This window comes from Amycolatopsis sp. NPDC051903, assembly GCF_044452505.1.
Classification (GTDB): Bacteria; Actinomycetota; Actinomycetes; order Mycobacteriales; family Pseudonocardiaceae; genus Amycolatopsis.
The window spans coordinates 99,745-115,280 of the sequence record NZ_JBITBT010000022.1; the positions used below are offsets into that span (position 1 = coordinate 99,745).

Annotated in this window: 12 protein-coding genes; 6 read left to right on the plus strand and 6 right to left on the minus strand. The window is 70.2% G+C overall.

All coding sequences use genetic code 11. The annotated features are described in order from the left end of the window. Positions 1–28: 28 nt before the first annotated feature. Entirely contained in the window at positions 29–3,289 is a 3,261-nt protein-coding gene (gene icmF, locus ACIA77_RS34045) for a fused isobutyryl-CoA mutase/GTPase IcmF (RefSeq protein WP_395890152.1), read from the minus strand. Positions 3,290–3,434: 145 nt separating this feature from the next. On the opposite strand from icmF, the gene ACIA77_RS34050 reads away from it, so the two are divergent. The 4 genes from ACIA77_RS34050 to ACIA77_RS34065 all read left to right on the plus strand — a co-directional run bounded on the left by ACIA77_RS34050 (position 3,435) and on the right by ACIA77_RS34065 (position 5,584). Continuing rightward, a complete protein-coding gene (locus ACIA77_RS34050) occupies positions 3,435–3,779 on the plus strand; it encodes an ArsR/SmtB family transcription factor (RefSeq protein ID WP_395890153.1) in 345 nt (114 codons plus the stop codon). Beyond that, on the plus strand, positions 3,776–4,219 hold the full coding sequence (locus ACIA77_RS34055) for an SRPBCC domain-containing protein (RefSeq protein ID WP_395890154.1): 444 nt from the start codon (positions 3,776–3,778) through the stop codon (positions 4,217–4,219). The genes ACIA77_RS34050 and ACIA77_RS34055 overlap by 4 nt, the downstream gene beginning before the upstream one ends. Continuing rightward, the gene (locus ACIA77_RS34060; RefSeq protein ID WP_395890155.1) at positions 4,216–4,866 is read left to right on the plus strand and encodes a DUF899 domain-containing protein; all 651 of its coding nucleotides are present in this window, start codon (positions 4,216–4,218) and stop codon (positions 4,864–4,866) included. Before ACIA77_RS34055 ends, ACIA77_RS34060 begins: the two co-directional genes overlap by 4 nt. A 151-nt stretch (positions 4,867–5,017) precedes the next feature. After that, complete coding sequence (locus tag ACIA77_RS34065) at positions 5,018–5,584, plus strand: dihydrofolate reductase family protein (protein WP_395890156.1); 567 nt, start codon at positions 5,018–5,020, stop codon at positions 5,582–5,584. A gap of 32 nt (positions 5,585–5,616) precedes the next feature. Here the strand turns inward: ACIA77_RS34065 and ACIA77_RS34070 are convergent, their stop codons facing one another. Genes ACIA77_RS34070 through ACIA77_RS34085 form a run of 4 tightly spaced genes read right to left on the minus strand, consistent with a single transcriptional unit; the run spans position 5,617 to position 11,869 of the window. Beyond that, on the minus strand, positions 5,617–6,228 hold the full coding sequence (locus ACIA77_RS34070; RefSeq protein ID WP_395890157.1) for a GTP-binding protein: 612 nt from the start codon (positions 6,226–6,228) through the stop codon (positions 5,617–5,619). Beyond that, entirely contained in the window at positions 6,209–6,994 is a 786-nt protein-coding gene (locus ACIA77_RS34075) for a DUF742 domain-containing protein (RefSeq protein ID WP_395890158.1), read from the minus strand. Before ACIA77_RS34075 ends, ACIA77_RS34070 begins: the two co-directional genes overlap by 20 nt. 7 nt (positions 6,995–7,001) lie before the next feature. Continuing rightward, positions 7,002–7,454, minus strand: a complete 453-nt coding sequence (locus tag ACIA77_RS34080; RefSeq protein ID WP_395890159.1) for a roadblock/LC7 domain-containing protein — start codon at positions 7,452–7,454, stop codon at positions 7,002–7,004. Next, positions 7,451–11,869, minus strand: a complete 4,419-nt coding sequence (locus ACIA77_RS34085; protein ID WP_395890160.1) for a nitrate- and nitrite sensing domain-containing protein — start codon at positions 11,867–11,869, stop codon at positions 7,451–7,453. Before ACIA77_RS34085 ends, ACIA77_RS34080 begins: the two co-directional genes overlap by 4 nt. A 978-nt stretch (positions 11,870–12,847) precedes the next feature. Between ACIA77_RS34085 and ACIA77_RS34090 the strand changes: the two genes are divergently transcribed. Both ACIA77_RS34090 and ACIA77_RS34095 read left to right on the plus strand, forming a co-directional pair. Next, positions 12,848–13,276 (plus strand): DUF485 domain-containing protein, encoded by a 429-nt coding sequence (locus ACIA77_RS34090; protein ID WP_395890208.1) that lies wholly within the window; start codon positions 12,848–12,850, stop codon positions 13,274–13,276. Beyond that, a complete protein-coding gene (locus ACIA77_RS34095; protein ID WP_395890161.1) occupies positions 13,273–14,868 on the plus strand; it encodes a cation acetate symporter in 1,596 nt (531 codons plus the stop codon). The genes ACIA77_RS34090 and ACIA77_RS34095 overlap by 4 nt, the downstream gene beginning before the upstream one ends. A gap of 73 nt (positions 14,869–14,941) precedes the next feature. On the opposite strand, the gene ACIA77_RS34100 is transcribed toward ACIA77_RS34095, so the two are convergent. Continuing rightward, positions 14,942–15,505: a TetR/AcrR family transcriptional regulator gene (locus ACIA77_RS34100; RefSeq protein WP_395890162.1), complete on the minus strand. Its 564-nt coding sequence runs from the start codon at positions 15,503–15,505 to the stop codon at positions 14,942–14,944. Positions 15,506–15,536 lie beyond the last annotated feature (31 nt).

Genomic DNA, 15,536 nt, shown 5'->3' on the forward strand with positions numbered 1-15,536 from the left:
CGCGCGGGGACCCGGCTCGCGCCGTGCGTCAGACGTTGCGGCGGTACTGGCCGCCCACCTCGAAGAACGCGTCGGTGATCTGGCCGAGTGTGCACACCCGCGCCGCGTCCACCAGCACACCGAACAGGTTGCCCCCGCGGGTCGCGGCCTCGCGCAGCGCCTTGAGCGCCTGCTGGGCCTCCTCCTGGTGGCGGTGCTGGAAGTCGGCCAGCCGGTCGAGCTGCGACTTCTTCTCGTCCTCGGTCGCGCGCGCCAGTTCCACCTCGACCTCGTCCTCACCGGCGTGCGGGTTGCGGAACGTGTTGACGCCGATGATCGGCAGCGAGCCGTCGTGCTTCTTGCGCTCGTAGAGGATCGACTCGTCCTGGATCTTGCCGCGCTGGTAGCCGGTCTCCATCGCGCCGAGCACACCGCCGCGCTCGGAGATCCGGTCGAATTCGGCCAGCACGGCCTCCTCGACCAGGTCGGTCAGCTCGTCGATGACGAACGAACCCTGCAGCGGGTTCTCGTTCTTCGACAGGCCCCACTCCTTGTTGATGATCATCTGGATCGCCATCGCGCGGCGCACCGACGACTCCGAGGGCGTGGTGATCGCCTCGTCGTAGGCGTTGGTGTGCAACGAGTTCGCGTTGTCGTAGAGCGCGCACAGCGCCTGCAGCGTGGTGCGGATGTCGTTGAAGCTCATCTCCTGCGCGTGCAGCGACCGGCCCGAGGTCTGCACGTGGTACTTGAGCTTCTGCGACCGCTCGTTGGCCCCATAGCGCTCGCGCATGGCCACGGCCCAGATCCGCCGCGCCACCCGGCCGAGCACCGAGTACTCCGCGTCCATGCCGTTGGAGAAGAAGAACGACAGGTTCGGCGCGAAGTCGTCGATGTCCATGCCGCGCGCGAGGTACGACTCGACGTAGGTGAAACCGTTGGACAGCGTGAACGCCAGCTGCGAGATGGGGTTCGCGCCGGCCTCGGCGATGTGGTAGCCGGAGATCGACACGGAGTAGAAGTTGCGCACGCCGTGCTCGATGAACCACTCCTGGATGTCCGCCATCATGCGCAGGCTGAACTCCGTGGAGAAGATGCAGGTGTTCTGCCCCTGGTCCTCCTTGAGGATGTCGGCCTGCACGGTGCCGCGCACGTTCTTCAGCGCCCACTCGCGCAGCTCCGCGACCTCGGTGTCCGAGGGCTCGCGGCCGTGCTCGGCCTCGAACGCCTCGAGCTTCTGGTCGATCGCGGTGTTGAGGAAGAACGCGAGGATCGTCGGCGCCGGGCCGTTGATGGTCATCGACACCGACGTGTTCGGCGCGGTGAGGTCGAAGCCGTCGTAGAGCACCTTCATGTCTTCGATCGACGCGATCGAGACGCCGGACGTGCCGACCTTGCCGTAGATGTCCGGGCGCGTGCCGGGGTCGTGGCCGTAGAGCGTCACCGAGTCGAAGGCCGTCGACAGGCGCTTGGCCTCGGAATCGGCGGACAGCAGCTTGAACCGGCGGTTGGTGCGGTAGGCGTCGCCCTCGCCCGCGAACATGCGCGCCGGGTCCTCGCCGTCGCGCTTGAACGGGAACACGCCGGCCGTGTAGGGGAAGTAGCCGGGCAGGTTCTCCCGGCGCAGGAACGACAGCAGCTCACCGGGCTCGGTGTAGCGCGGCAGCGCGACGCGCGGGATCCGGTTGCCCGACAACGTGTCGCGCCACAGCTGCGTGCGCAGCTCCCGGTCGCGGACCTTCACCACGAGCTCGTCGCCGCGGTACTCCTCGGCGAGCGCGTGGAAGCGTTCGAGCAGCTTCGTCGTTTCGCCGTCCACATCGGACTCGGCGGCGGCGAGCAGGCCGTCGATCGCGTCGGTCGAGGCGTCCACTGTGTCCAATTCGGACAGCGCGGCCTTCGCGGCGGCCAGGTGCTCGCGCTTGCGCACGGCGGCGACCTGCTTCTCGGTCTTGTCGTGGTACCCGCGCACGGTGTCGGCGATCTCCGACAGGTAGCGCACGCGGTTGCCCGGGATGATGGTGCTGGCGTCGGTGGACACCTTGCCCTCGACGGCGGGCAGCATCCCCGCCGACACCGACAGTCCGCGTTCGGCCAGCAGGTCGCGCAGGTGCTGGTAGAGCGCGGTCACGCCGTCGTCGTTGAACTTCGCAGCGCTCGTGCCGTACACCGGCATGTCCTCGGGCCCTTCGGAGAAGGCCTCGCGGTTGCGCACCAGCTGGCGCGCGACGTCGCGGCGGGCGTCCTCCGCCCCGCGGCGCTCGAACTTGTTGATGGCGACGACGTCGGCGAAGTCGAGCATGTCGATCTTCTCCAGTTGCGAAGCGGCGCCGAACTCCGGCGTCATCACGTACAGCGAGTCGTCCACGTAGTCGACGATGCCGGCGTCGCCCTGGCCGATGCCCGGCGTCTCGACGATCACCAGGTCGTAGCCGGCGGCCTTGCACGCGAGGATCGATTCCCGCAGCCCGATGGGGATTTCGCCGCTGCTGGTGCGCGTCGCGAGCGAGCGGAAGTACACCGGCGCCGCCCCGAGGCCACCGGGCGCGAGGCAGTTCATGCGGATGCGGTCGCCCAGCAGCGCGCCGCCGCCCTTGCGGCGTGACGGGTCCACGGCGAGCACCGCGATCCGCAGCTTGTCCTCCTGGTCGAGCCGGAAGCGGCGGATGAGCTCGTCGGTGAGCGACGACTTGCCCGAGCCGCCGGTGCCGGTGATGCCGAGCACCGGGACCTCGCGCTTGTTCGCGGCCTCGGTGATGGCGGTGAGCCACTCGTCAGCGAGCTTCTCGCGCTGCAGCTGCGTGATCACGCGCGCCAGCGCCGGTACGTCGCCGGAGAGCAGCTTGTCGACGGACTCGGGCGGCTGCGCAGCGAGGTCGACGTCGCAGGCCTCGATCATCGAGTTGATCATGCCCGGCAGGCCCATCTCGTAGCCGTCCTCGGGCGAGAAGATCCGGGCCACGCCGCGCGAGTGCAGCAGGTCGATCTCCTCGCGGACGATCACGCCACCCCCGCCGCCGAACACCTTGATGTGCCCGGCACCGCGTTCGCGCAGCAGCTCCACGAGGTAGGAGAAGTACTCGACGTGCCCGCCCTGGTACGCGGAGATGGCCACGCCCTGCACGTCCTCGGTGATGGCGGCGGTCGCCACCTCGTCGACCGAGCGGTTGTGCCCGAGGTGCACGACCTCGGCACCCTGTGACTGCAGGATGCGCCGCATGATGTTGATCGAGGCGTCGTGGCCGTCGAACAGGCTCGACGCGGTCACGAACCGGACCGGGTTCTCGGGACGGTACAGGTCGCTGCTCATACCCTCCAAAATACTTTGACTTCCTACTATTGGAAACCCGAGCGGCGGTGACGCAGCTCTCATGCCCCCGTTCGAGGTGGTTGACATCAGCCTGCTGGGGCCTATATTCAACCTATTAGTTGAACAACCAAGCGATTGAGAGCCGATGGCCACTGATCAGCTCAGCACCACGTTCGCCGCGCTGGCGGACCCGACGCGGCGCGCCATCCTCGCCCGGCTCTCCCGCGGCGAGGCGACGGTGAACGAGCTGGCCGAGCCGTTCGCGGTGAGCCTGCAGGCCGTGTCGAAGCACCTGAAGGTGCTGGAGCACGCCGGCCTCATCACCCGGGGGCGCACGCGGCAGTGGCGCCCGTGCCGCCTCGAAGCGCGACCGCTCGAGCACGTCGCCGACTGGGTGGGCGACTACCGGCGGTTCTGGGAGGCGGGGTTCGACCGCTTGGACGAGCACCTGCGACTTCTGCAGGAGCCCCGGAGGGAGACCGAGGGATGACACAACGGGACCTCACCATCACGCGCGTGTTCGACGCACCGCGCGAGCTGGTGTTCCGCGCGTGGACCGACCCGGACCACCTCGCGAGCTGGCTCGGCCCGCAGGACTTCGCCGCTTCGGTGGCGACGCTGGACCTGCGGCCCGGCGGCGCGTGGCGGGCGCGCATCCACAGTGAAAAACACGGCGTCGAACGGTGGATGCAGGGCGCCTACCGGGAGATCACGCCACCCGAACGGCTCGTCTTCACGTTCTCGTGGGACGACCCGGCCGATGAGGTGGGCGAGACGGTCGTGACCATCACGCTCGCCGACGTCGGCGACAAGACCGAGATGACGTTCCACCAGACGCCGTTCCCGAACGAGGCCGAGCGCTCCGGGCACCGGGACGGCTGGAGCTCGACGTTCGAAGATCTCGCCCACTACCTGGAGGAGGCCCGATGACCACCGCACTCCCCCGCGTCGTGTCCGCCGAAGAGTGGCAGGCCGCGCGCGAAGCCTTGCTGGCCAAGGAAAAAGACCTGATGAAGGCGCAGGACCACCTCACCGCCGAACGACGGCGGCTGCCGATGGTCCGGTTCGAGAAGCACTACGAATTCGACTCGGCCGACGGGAAGAAGAGCCTGCTCGACCTGTTCGAGGGCCGGCGCCAGCTGATCGTCTACCACTTCATGCTGCACCCCGGTGACGAAGCGGGCTGTCCGGGCTGCTCGATGGTCGTGGACAACGTGCCGCACCTGGCGCACCTCAACGCCCGCGACGTGACCTTCGTGGTCACGGCGCCCGCGACGTTGCCCGAGATCGAGCGGTACAAGGCCCGCATGGGCTGGGACCTGCCGTGGGTTTCGGCGTACGGCAGTGACTTCACCGAGGACTGCGGGGTCGGCAAGCTGTTCGGCGTGAGCGTGTTCCTGCGCGACGGCGACGACGTCTACCGCACGTACTTCACCAGCGGGCGGGGCGCCGAGACCTTCCTGGCGTCACACCGCTACCTCGACATCACGCCGTTCGGCCGCCAGGAGGCGTGGGAAGAGGAGTCGCGTGGCTCCGACGAGCCGGGCGGCTGGTGGCGAAGGCACGACGAGTACTGAGGAGTCTCGAACACTCAGCTCCCGGACGCTCGGCCGAGGACTGAAAAGGTTCCGGCCGAGCGCCGGCGGCCGTGTCCGGTCGCGGCGGGTGGCTCCGACTCTAGGGTGAAGGGCGTCCACCCGGACGCCGCCGGAGTGAAGGAGCCACGCCATGGGTGAGCTGCTGTTCTACGTCCACGTTTCGCTCGACGGCTGCGTCGAAGGTCCGCACGGCGAGTTCGACTGGCCGGTGATGGGACCCGAGCTGTCACGGCAGTCCCAGGAGCTCTCCGACCGGGCCGCGGTGTTCGCCTACGGCCGGCGGGTGTGGGACATGATGGTGGGCTTCTGGCCGCGGGCGGAGTCCGTGTCGGACGATCCGCACGACATCGCGTTCGCGCCGGTGTGGCGGAAGATGCCCAAGGTCGTCTTCTCGCGCACGCTCACCGACCCCGGGTGGAGCACCGAGGTGCTCAGCGGCGACCTCACCGAGGAGGTCGCGGCGCTGAAAGCGCGTTACGACAAGGACATCCTGCTGATGGGCGGTGCCGAGCTGCCCGCGGAACTGGGCCGGCTCGGGCTGATCGACGAGTACCACGTGGTCGTGCACCCGGTGGTGCTGGGCGGCGACAAGCGGCCGTTCGCGGTCGACGCCGAGCGGCTCGGCCTGGAGCTCGTCGAGTCCCGCGTGCTCGACGACACCGTGGTGCTGCTGCGGTACCGCCGGGTCACCGCGTGACGAGGTGACCCGGCACGACCGGGACCGCGGGTTCAGCGGGTTTTGGCCGCCCGCAGGGCGATCCACTGCCGCATGGCGTACTCGACGAGCGTGATCAGCGTCTGCTTCGTCGACTCGCGGTCCCGGGCGTCGCAGCGGACGATCGGGATGCTCGGGTCGATGGACAGGGCCTCGCGCACGTCGTTGATGTCGTGCTCCAGCACGCCGTCGAACGTGTTGACGCCGACGATGTAGGGCAGGCCGCGGTCTTCGAAGAAGTCGATCGGCGCGAACGAGTCCGCCAGGCGGCGGGTGTCCGCGAGCACGACGGCGCCGATGGCGCCCCGCACCAGGTCGTCCCACATGAACCAGAAGCGCTGCTGGCCCGGGGTGCCGAACAGGTACAGGATCAGGTCGGCGTCGAGCGACACGCGGCCGAAGTCCATGGCGACCGTGGTGGTCGTCTTGTGCGGCGTCTGGTCGAGGTTGTCGATGCCGCGGCTCGCGTCGGTCATCATCGCCTCGGTGGTGAGCGGCACGATCTCCGACACCGACCCCACGAAGGTCGTCTTGCCGGCACCGAAGCCGCCCGCGACGACGATCTTCGCCGATGTCATGGTCGGGGGTGCGGTTTCCCGCGGTGCCTTAAAGCCGACGGAGTCCACTCAAAACCCTTTCCATCAACATCAAGTGTGCTTCGGCGCCGTCATTGCCCGAAATCGTCCGGTGCACGGTGACGAGGCCGGCGTCGGCCGCGTCACTGATCAGCACCCTGGCGACGCCCAGAGGCACCCGCAGGGTCGCCGCGATCTCGGCGACGGAGCGCGGGGTCCGGCACTCTTCCATGATCGAGATGCTCTCGATCTGCTCCGCTGCCGCCTCGGGGAAGCCCCCCGCGACGACGTGGTCCGTGGTGGAGATCAGCGTCTCGAGCTCGAGCGCGTAGTTCGCCCGGGTCCGGCCGCCGGTGAGAGCGTACGGCCGCACGATCGAGGTCTCCTCGGCCGGGTCCACCCGATCGGGTCGGTCCGGCCGGGTGAACGCCGCGGGCATCACGAACTCGCCGCTGGGCGGTCCGGGGTCGAAGAGCCCGCCTGGTCTGGGCCCGTCCGCATCGGTACTGCCCGGTGGAGAGACTAGAGAGGTCACACGATCTCCTAACTCGGCCGGCGGCTGGGGTGGTGGTGCCGCCGGCGGTTCCTCCGCCGCGTGCGCTCCCGCGGGTGCGGGCGGAGGTGGTTCGGGGGACTGGGACTCCTTGGTGCTCTTCTTCCGCTTCTTGCGCGAGCGGCCCGAATCGAGGCTGAAGGCGTTGAGGACGTCGGCGAACGTGCCGTCCCCCTCGTCGCGGGCAGCATCAGGTTCCCCCGCACGCGGGGGTTCGCCGCCGTCTCCGGGCTCTCCGCCGAATAATCCGGACCCCGTGCTCATCGCGTTATCATCCCACCGGTTCGCCGATCAGCGACCCTCCCGCGCCCTGCAATTGCGCGCGGAGTTCGGGCGTGAGGATCTGGCCGACGCGGTCGACGAGCATCGTCATCTCGTAGGCCACCTGGCCGATGTCGCAGTTCGGCGCGGCGAGCACCGCGAGGCACGAACCGTCACTGATGGACATCAGGACCATGATCCCGAGTTCCATCTCGACCACGGTCTCGTTCACGGCGCCGGCCTCGAAGCAGCGGGCCGCGCCCTGCGTGAGGCTCACGAGGCCCGAAGCCACCGCCGCGAGCTGGTCCGCGCGGTCCAGCGGCAGGCGGTGGGACGCCGTGAGGAGGAGCCCGTCGGCCGACACCACGACGGCGTGCGCCACACCCGGGACTCGCTCGGCGAAGTCGTTCACCAGCCAGCCGAACTGGTTCTGTTGCGGCTGTGCCGTATTCGGCGAGGTCATTCACCCTCCAGATTTTCGTGGTTGGTCTCGGCGGCCTGTGCAGTGCGGTGCCGGCCGCGCTCGATGCCCTGTTGGAAACTGCTCAGGCGGCCACGCACGTCGTGCGCGTCGCGGGTCGGACGGGGGTTCGCCGCGCCGGAGGGCGGCGGGGCGCTGCCGGGGAGCAGCTGCTCCCCTCGGCGGCGCCGGGGCAATCCTGCCGAAGTGAACGAACTGGGCGTCGACTGGGACACCGATTGGACGGTCCGCCACCCCTCGTCGGACCCGAAGCTCCAGTCCGCGGAGGGTGTTGCGGTGGGTTTCGAGGGCGCGGAGGGGGTCGCGCCGGGTGGCGAGGCCGCGGGAGGTGTCGCGGTGGATTTCGAGGCCGCGGCGGCCGCCGCTTCCAGGTTCGCGACGGCGGCGGGCACCTGACCCGGGTTCACCGCCGGCGGACCGGGTGGCAGGTTCGTGGCCGCCGGGCGCCGCGTGGGCAGCGCGTCGGGCTTGTCCGGCCGCGCGGGGTTGGGACGGCGCGAGGGCAGCCCGCCCGGCCGTGCGGCGGTGCTGTCGCCGTTCCCGTTGCCCTGCGGCGCCCACACCGCCTGCGGGTCGAACGCCGGCGGCACCTGCTTTTCGGCGGACGGCGCGGGCGACGCGGTGCGGAACGCACCCGCCACCCCGAACCGTTCGGCAGTGGTCTGGTCCTCCTGCGCGGTGCGGAACACGTTCCCCGCACCGGGCTGCTCCGTCACGGGCGGCTGGGGCTCCGTGGGAGCTTCCCCGCCCTGCGGCGCGAACGCCGACGGCGCCTCGGCGCCGAACGACCCCGCCACGCGCTGCCGGTCGGCCGGCGGTTCCCCGCCCTGCGGCGTGAAGGCCGACGGCGCCTGCTCGGCGGCAGCCGAACCGAACGGACCCGGGACGCCGGACTGGCCGGCCGGGGTTTCTCCCCGCTGCGGCGCGAACGCCGACGGCACACCTCCGAAGGCGCCGGCCACGCCGGACTGGTCCGCCGGAGTTTCACCGCCCTGCGGCGCGAACGGCGACGGGGACTGCCCGGCCGGAGCCGAACCGAACGGGCCCGGCCGGCCCGCCGGGTTGCCCGTGCTGCGCCGCGGCAACGGCGACGGCCGCTGCGCGGCCGGTGGCGCACCGAACGGACCGGCCACACCGGGCTGGCCCGCCGGGATGTCCCCGCTCTGCGGCGCGAACGGCGACGGCGGTTGCTGAGCCGGAGCAGCGTCCGGCGCAGCCACGCCGAACGACTGACCCGCGGACGCGGAGCCGGCAGCGGTGTCCTCGCCCGGCGGGGTGGCCGCCCCGACGGTGCCCGTCGCGGAGCCCTCCTGCGGAGCGAGCCCCGGGCCGGTTTCCTGCGCCGGGCCGTCCAGGCGATCGAGCGCTTCGGCACCCAGGCCCTGCGGCGCCGCCGGGTCGACCACGCCGTCGCGAACGTCCTGGCGGCCGCGGTTCACCCCGCGCTGGAAGCTGGTCAGGCGGCCGCGCACGTCGACGGGGTCGCGCGCCGGCAGGGCCGGTTTGGCGGCCTCGGCGGCGGGCGCCGGGTCCTGCGCCGCACTGCCCGGCATGAGCTGCTCGCCGCGGCGGCGGCGCGGCAGCCCGGCCTTGGTGAACGCGCTGGGCTCGACCTGCGACGCGGCCTGGACGGCGCGCCAGTTCTCGTCGCTCGCGAAGTCCCAGTTGCGCTCGTCCTGCTCCAGCGTGGTCTCCGGCTGCGCCTCGGCCGGCTGCTCCCCCGCCTTCGCGGCGGCGCTGTCCGCTTCGGACGCTTCCGGGACGGACTTGTCGCCGGGCTTGTCAGCGGGTTTGTCAGCAGGCTTGTCCGAACCGGGCTTGTCCGGACCGGACTTGTCCTCGGCGGGCGGAGCCGGTGAGCGGAACCAGGCCGAGAGCATCTCGTCGAAGATCGGCGTGTTCTCGATCGTGATCTCCGTCGCCGATGGCGGCGGGACCTCCGGCACCTTCTGCGCGGCTTCGTTCCACCAATCGCTCAGCGTGCTGCTGTTGGCGGAGAACAGGTCCTTGCCCGAAGGCAGGTCACTCTGACGCTCGTCGACCGGCTCGGAGCTCGGCGTTTCGGCCCGCGGCTCGGGCTGGGGCTCGGGCCGCGGCGGCGGCACGTCCACGATCTGCGGCAGCCGGGGCACCGGCGGCGGAGACGTGTCGTCGCGCGGGATCGGGCTGAACAGCGCGGTGCCGGAGATCTCGAGGTCCGACGGCGGGCGCACGCCCGGGTCGACGGTGTGCCCGTTGGCGTACCCGGCGAGGTCGCTGGCCGAGGGCCACAGCTGCTGGTCGTCGGCGCCGGAGATCTGCTGCTGCGGCACCTCCGGGGCCGACCGCGCCGAACCGTTGACCGCGCGCTGGCGCCGGGGCAGGCCGCCGGGGCTCGCGGGCGGCGCGGTGACGCTGCCGACCGGGCCGGCCTGCGGTGCGTTCTCCACCGCGGCACCGGTCATGACCAGCTCCGGCGGAACCACGACGGTGGCCCGCACACCCACGATGTCCTTGCCACCGTGCAGCGAAACGCCGATGCGGTGGCGCCCGGCGAGGCGCCCGACCACGAACAGGCCCATCCGGCGCGAGGTCGCGAGGTCGACCGAGCCGGCCTCGGTGAGGCGGCCGTTGGCCTCGACCACCTCGTACTCGTTCATGCCGATGCCCTTGTCGAGGATGTCGACGTTGAGCGAACCGTCCTCGGCCAGGCGCGTCGCCACGGTCACCTGCGTCTCCGGCGCGGAGAACGCGGTCGCGTTGTCGAGCAGCTCCGCGATCAGGCGCTGGACGTCGCTCGCGGCGAAGCCGACGATCTTCACCGCCGGCGGCTGCTGCACCGAAACCCGCTGGTACTGCTCGATCTCCGACACGGCGGCGCGCAGCACGTCGTGCGCCGACACCGGCATCCCGGAGCGGCGGCCCGGCTCGGCGCCGGAGAGGACCATCAGGTTCTCGTTGTTGCGCCGCATCCGGGTGGCGAGGTGGTCGAGCTGGAACAGCGTCGCGAGCTGGTCGGCGTCTTCCTCGTCGCGCTCCAGCCGCTCGATCAGCTGCAGCTGGCGCTGCACGAGGCTCTGGCTGCGGCGCGAGAGGTTGACGAACACGCTGGAGTACCCGGCGCGCATCGCGGCCTGTTCGGTCGCGAGCTTCAGCGCCTGGCTGTGCACCTTCTCGAACGCACGCGCCACCTCGCCGATCTCGTCCTGCGCCTGCACGGGCACCGGGTCGACCTCGACGCTCTGCGAGCGGCCCTCCTGGATGTTGCGGACGGCGTCGGGCAGGTCCTTCTCCGCGACGTCGAGCGCGCTGCGCCGCAGGGTCCGCAGCGACCGCAGGATCTGGCGCGCGATGAGGAAGACGACGGCCGCGGCGGCGACCATGGCGGCGAACAGCAGCACGGCGAGCAGGCCGGCGCTGCTGCTGGCGTCCTCGACCAGCGCGGCCGACGCGTCGGTGGCGTCGGCGCTCATCCGGTTGCCGACCTCGGTGAACTGGTTGACCACGGCGTCGGACGAGGAGTTCCACTCCTGCGCCGGGATCCGGTCGAGCGCCTCGTCGCTGGACAGGCCCTGCTCGCCGAGGACCATGCCGATCATGCGCTTGCGGTCGTAGGAGGTGTCGGGCTTGATCGTGCTGTCGAAGTCCTGGCGCTGCGGTGCCGTGGCCGCCGCGTTGAAGTCGTCGATGCGGTCGTCGTAGCGCAGTTCGGCGTCGCGGACGTCGCTCAGCTGCTGCGAGCTCAGGGTGTGCTTGGCGATGCCGTAGGACACCAGCGCCTGGCTGACCGACACCTGTTCTTTGGCGGCTTCGAGGTCGTGCAGCGCGCTCGGCGTGCCGCCCAGCGCGTCGGCGCTCGCGCCCGCGGCGACCGCGGTGTCGGCGCCGATCAAGGCCCCGGTGACGGCGTTGTAGTCACCCACCGCCTCGGCGGGGTCGAGCAGGCCGGCGCCGACCTGCTGGCGGATCACGGCGATCTCGTTGACCTGCGCGGTCGCCGAGTTCACCGCACCGGACACACTGGACTCGGAACCCCCGAGGCGGCCGGCCGCGGTCAGGAACGGCTCGACGGCGGCGTCCGTGGCGGCGCGGGCCGCCTTGAGCTCGGGCGTGACACCGGAGGCGCCCGCGCTGAGCTGCGCCGCCGTGAGCGTGCGCTCCTTCTGCAGGCCGTCGGTGAGCTTGCGGAGCTGGGTGCTCAGCCCGACGAGCTGGTCGATCCGCTCGTAGTCGTCCGAGCGGCTGACCTGGCCGACGATCGCGGTGACCCCCAGCACCAGCGCGAGGACGATGGGGACCAGCGTCACCGCCGAGAGCTTGACCGGAATGCTCCAGTCCCGCCAGCGCAGCGCCGCGCGCCAGCTCGCGGCCCGGCTCGGCCGCCGGGGCGGCCGGCCGAGCAGCTTCTCAACAGGCACCTGGCCATCTCCTGCAACGGTCACGAAAGTGACTCCCTGTCCCGCGTCGTGGCTGCCCGTGGGCGGTGTCCGGTGCTCCCGGAACGGTCCACGGCATTCCGCCGACCCGCGCGATCGACCCCACTGGGGCACGACTGTGCAGACTCGTCACCACGTTCTCCGGTGTGCTGCTTCCCGGGACTTTGCACGTGCACGGCGCAACTTGCGTACTGCACGGCGGTGGTCGAGGTCAACTTGTCTGTGCCTATCGATCGCTGCGGTCAGCTGGGCCAAAGAATCGTACACCAATGCCCGCCGAGCTTATTGTCTTCCGCTTCGCCCCGTTGACCTGGGAAAAGTCCTTTCGGCCCAGGCCGGGAGGCCCGGATTCCGCCTGCCCCGGGCCCGAAGAGGGAATTCCGGTTACCGGTTGCTCCGGGTCACGGCGCCGGGCAGTCACCCGATCAGCCCACGGAGGGTAGTCAAATCCCTCGGAGGATCTACGCTCCGTGCCCCCATCGGGTGGGCCAGACCTCAAGATGAACCCGATGTTGTGGTCCGGCAGCGACGCACCGCTCGAAGCGGTGATTTCTTTCAGCATCAGGCACCGGCCTGCGAATCCCCGCCTCGGCCTCGGCCGAGCGTCCCGGAGCCCCGTCGACCGCCTCGCAGTTCGGCTACCGGGTGTCACGGTATTCGTCGGATCATTGCCGGTGGCTCAACCATTTGCCGCAGTGTTGCTCAGCAGCGACAACGTGGCGTGACATTGGCTCTCACTATTCCGAGTGATCTGTTCGTGATCTTCGCCGGGATCCCGTTTTCGCACATTTCCAGCCGAAAAACGAATTCTCGGGACCCTTCCAAGGAACCGGCTTTTTCCCGTGCCGGAGCCCGTCGTTACTATGGCCGCCTCCCAGTCCGCAAGGGCAGACCGGGTGCCACTCGACCGAGGGGCCCCAAGAGGGCCACCACCACGGACGCAAGTTGCCGGAGGCACTGATGCACAACGTCGCGCCCACCCCCGCGACGGGAACCCCGCAAGAGGAGACCGGACAGTTGCCGGCCATGTTCGCCCGCGAGGGCGCGGAGCCGGCGCCGGCCACGCGGCGTGGTCCCGACTACGAACTGATCCAGCGCAGCCCCGAGTTCGGTGCGCTGCGCAGGCGGTTCCGCAGATTCGTCTTCCCGATGAGCGCCGGCTTCTTCATCTGGTACCTCACCTACGTCGTGCTGGCCGCGTACGCGAACGACTTCATGAGCACCCGCGTGTTCGGCATGGTCAACGTCGGCATGCTGCTCGGCCTCGGCCAGTTCCTGACCACGGCCCTGATCACCCTCGTCTACGTCCGCTTCGCCGATCGCGAGGTGGACCCGCGCGTTGCCGAACTGAAGCAACGGGCCGCCGTGACGGAAGGACCCCGCCAGTGACCAGCACCGCGCTCGCCGAAAGCGCGCCGGCCAGCAACCCGCTCGTGAACACGGGGGTGTTCGCGGTCTTCGTCGTGTTCACCCTGTACGTGGTCTACCGGGCGGGCCACCGCGGCAAGAAGACGACGTCCGACTACTACGCGGCCGACAGCGTCTTCACCGGGCGCCAGAACGGCATCGCCCTGTCCGGCGATTTCCTCTCCGCCGCGTCGTTCCTCGGGATCGCGGGCGCCATCGCGGTCCACGGCTACGACGGATTCCTCTACTCGATCGGCTTCCTAGTCGCGTGGCTGGTCGACTTGCTGCTGATCGCGGAACTGCTGCGCAACACGGGCCGCTTCACGATGGGCGACGTGCTGAGCTTCCGCATGAAGCAACGCCCGGTTCGCGCGGCTTCGGCGACCTCGACGCTCGTGATCTCGTTCTTCTACATGCTCGCGCAGATGGCGGGCGCCGGTGGTCTGGTCGCCCTGCTGCTCGACGTGCACTCGCGCCTCGGCCAGTCGCTCGTGATCGGCGTGGTCGGCCTGGTCATGGTCGTCTACGTGCTGGTCGGCGGCATGAAGGGCACCACGTGGGTGCAGATCATCAAGGCGAGCATCCTGCTCGTCGCCGCGACGCTGATCACCGTGTTCCTGCTGGGCAAGTTCGGTTTCGACTTCTCCAACCTGCTCACCGCGGCCACCGACCGGAGCCCGATGGGTACGGACCTGCTCGAGCCGGGCGGTTCGTACGGTGCCAACGGCACGACGCGCCTGGACTTCGTGTCCCTGGCGCTGGCCCTGGTGCTCGGCGTCGCCTCGCTGCCGCACGTGCTGATGCGCTTCTACACCGTGCCGAACTCGCGCGAGGCGCGGCGCTCGGTGGTCTGGGCCACCACGTGCATGTTCGTGTTCTACCTGTGCACGCTGGTGATCGGCTTCGGCGCCGCCGCGCTCGTGGGCACCGACGAGATCAAGGCCGCGCCGGGCGGCGAGAACTCCGCGGCCCCGCTGCTGGCCCTGCACATCGGCGGCACGCTGCTGCTGGGCATCATCTCGGCGGTCGCGTTCGCGACGATCCTCGCCGTGGTCGCGGGCCTGACGATCACCGCGTCGGCCTCCTTCGCCCACGACGTCTACGCGAACATCTTCAAGCGCGGCAAGGCCGAACCCGCCGACGAGGTGCGGGTCGCCCGCCTGACGGCCCTCGTCGTCGGCGTCATGGCCATCCTCGGCGGCATCCTCGCCAACGGGCAGAACATCGCGTTCCTCGTGGCGCTCGCCCTGGCGGTCGCCGCGTCGGCGAACATGTCGACGATCCTGTATTCGCTGTTCTGGAAGCGGTTCAACACCACGGGCACGCTGTGGAGCATCTACGGCGGCCTCGCCGCCTGCGTCGTGCTGGTGTTCTTCTCCCCGGTCGTTTCGGGCGAAGCGGACTCGATCTTCAAGAGCGTCGACTTCAGCTGGTTCCCGCTCAAGAACCCCGGCCTGGTCTCCATCCCGTTCTCGTTCCTGTGCGGTTTCTTCGGCACGGTGTTCGGCCGCAAGGAAGAGTCGACCAAGCACGCCGAGATGGAGGTCCGGTCCCTGACCGGGATCGGCTCCTGAACGGGCGCTGGTACTGAACTCCTACTGAACAGGAGGGGCGGGTCCGGCGTGGACCCGCCCCTCCTGTTCGCGCTCACCCGCGCAGGCCGTCGAGCATCACCTTCATCAGGCGGGCCTTGTCGTCGTCCGAGGCGTTCTTCGCGGCGGTGCCCAGGCCGTGGCCGAGGCGCAGAACGTCGATGCCGGTGATGTCGGGGCGCAGCGAGCCTGCTGACTGCGCGCGGGAGACCAGGTCGCCGCAGGCGGAGCGCAGGCGGGTCTGGCACCAGACGAACGTCTCGGAGCCCGAGTCGATCGACGCCTTGAGGGCGGCGGCCAGGCCGTGGCGTTCGATGACGTACTCGACCTGCTCCCCGAGCCACGCCTCGAGCGCCTCGAACGGCGGCAGCTCGTCCGTGAGCACGGCAGCGCGCGAAGCGAGCTGGTCGATCTCGTCGCGGTAGACGGCTTCCACGAGCTTCTCGCGCGTCGGGAAGTGGCGGTACAGCGTGCCGGCGCCGACCCCGGCGCGTTTGGCGATGTCGTCGAGCGGGACGTCGACGCCGTGTTCCGCGAAGGCGTCCTTCGCGGTCGCCACGATGCGGTCGTAGTTCCGCTTCGCGTCCGCGCGCATCGGCCGCGCCGCTTCCGCCGTCATCGTCGCACCTCCTGGCAGCCACTCCCCAGAA

Coding starts and splice junctions, on each gene's coding strand:
- icmF (WP_395890152.1), bottom strand. CDS start 3,289: ATGAGCAGCGACCTGTACCGTCCCGAGAACCCGGTCCGGTTCGTGACC.
- ACIA77_RS34050 (WP_395890153.1), top strand. CDS start 3,435: ATGGCCACTGATCAGCTCAGCACCACGTTCGCCGCGCTGGCGGACCCG.
- ACIA77_RS34055 (WP_395890154.1), top strand. CDS start 3,776: ATGACACAACGGGACCTCACCATCACGCGCGTGTTCGACGCACCGCGC.
- ACIA77_RS34060 (WP_395890155.1), top strand. CDS start 4,216: ATGACCACCGCACTCCCCCGCGTCGTGTCCGCCGAAGAGTGGCAGGCC.
- ACIA77_RS34065 (WP_395890156.1), top strand. CDS start 5,018: ATGGGTGAGCTGCTGTTCTACGTCCACGTTTCGCTCGACGGCTGCGTC.
- ACIA77_RS34075 (WP_395890158.1), bottom strand. CDS start 6,994: ATGAGCACGGGGTCCGGATTATTCGGCGGAGAGCCCGGAGACGGCGGC.
- ACIA77_RS34080 (WP_395890159.1), bottom strand. CDS start 7,454: ATGACCTCGCCGAATACGGCACAGCCGCAACAGAACCAGTTCGGCTGG.
- ACIA77_RS34090 (WP_395890208.1), top strand. CDS start 12,848: ATGCACAACGTCGCGCCCACCCCCGCGACGGGAACCCCGCAAGAGGAG.
- ACIA77_RS34100 (WP_395890162.1), bottom strand. CDS start 15,505: ATGACGGCGGAAGCGGCGCGGCCGATGCGCGCGGACGCGAAGCGGAAC.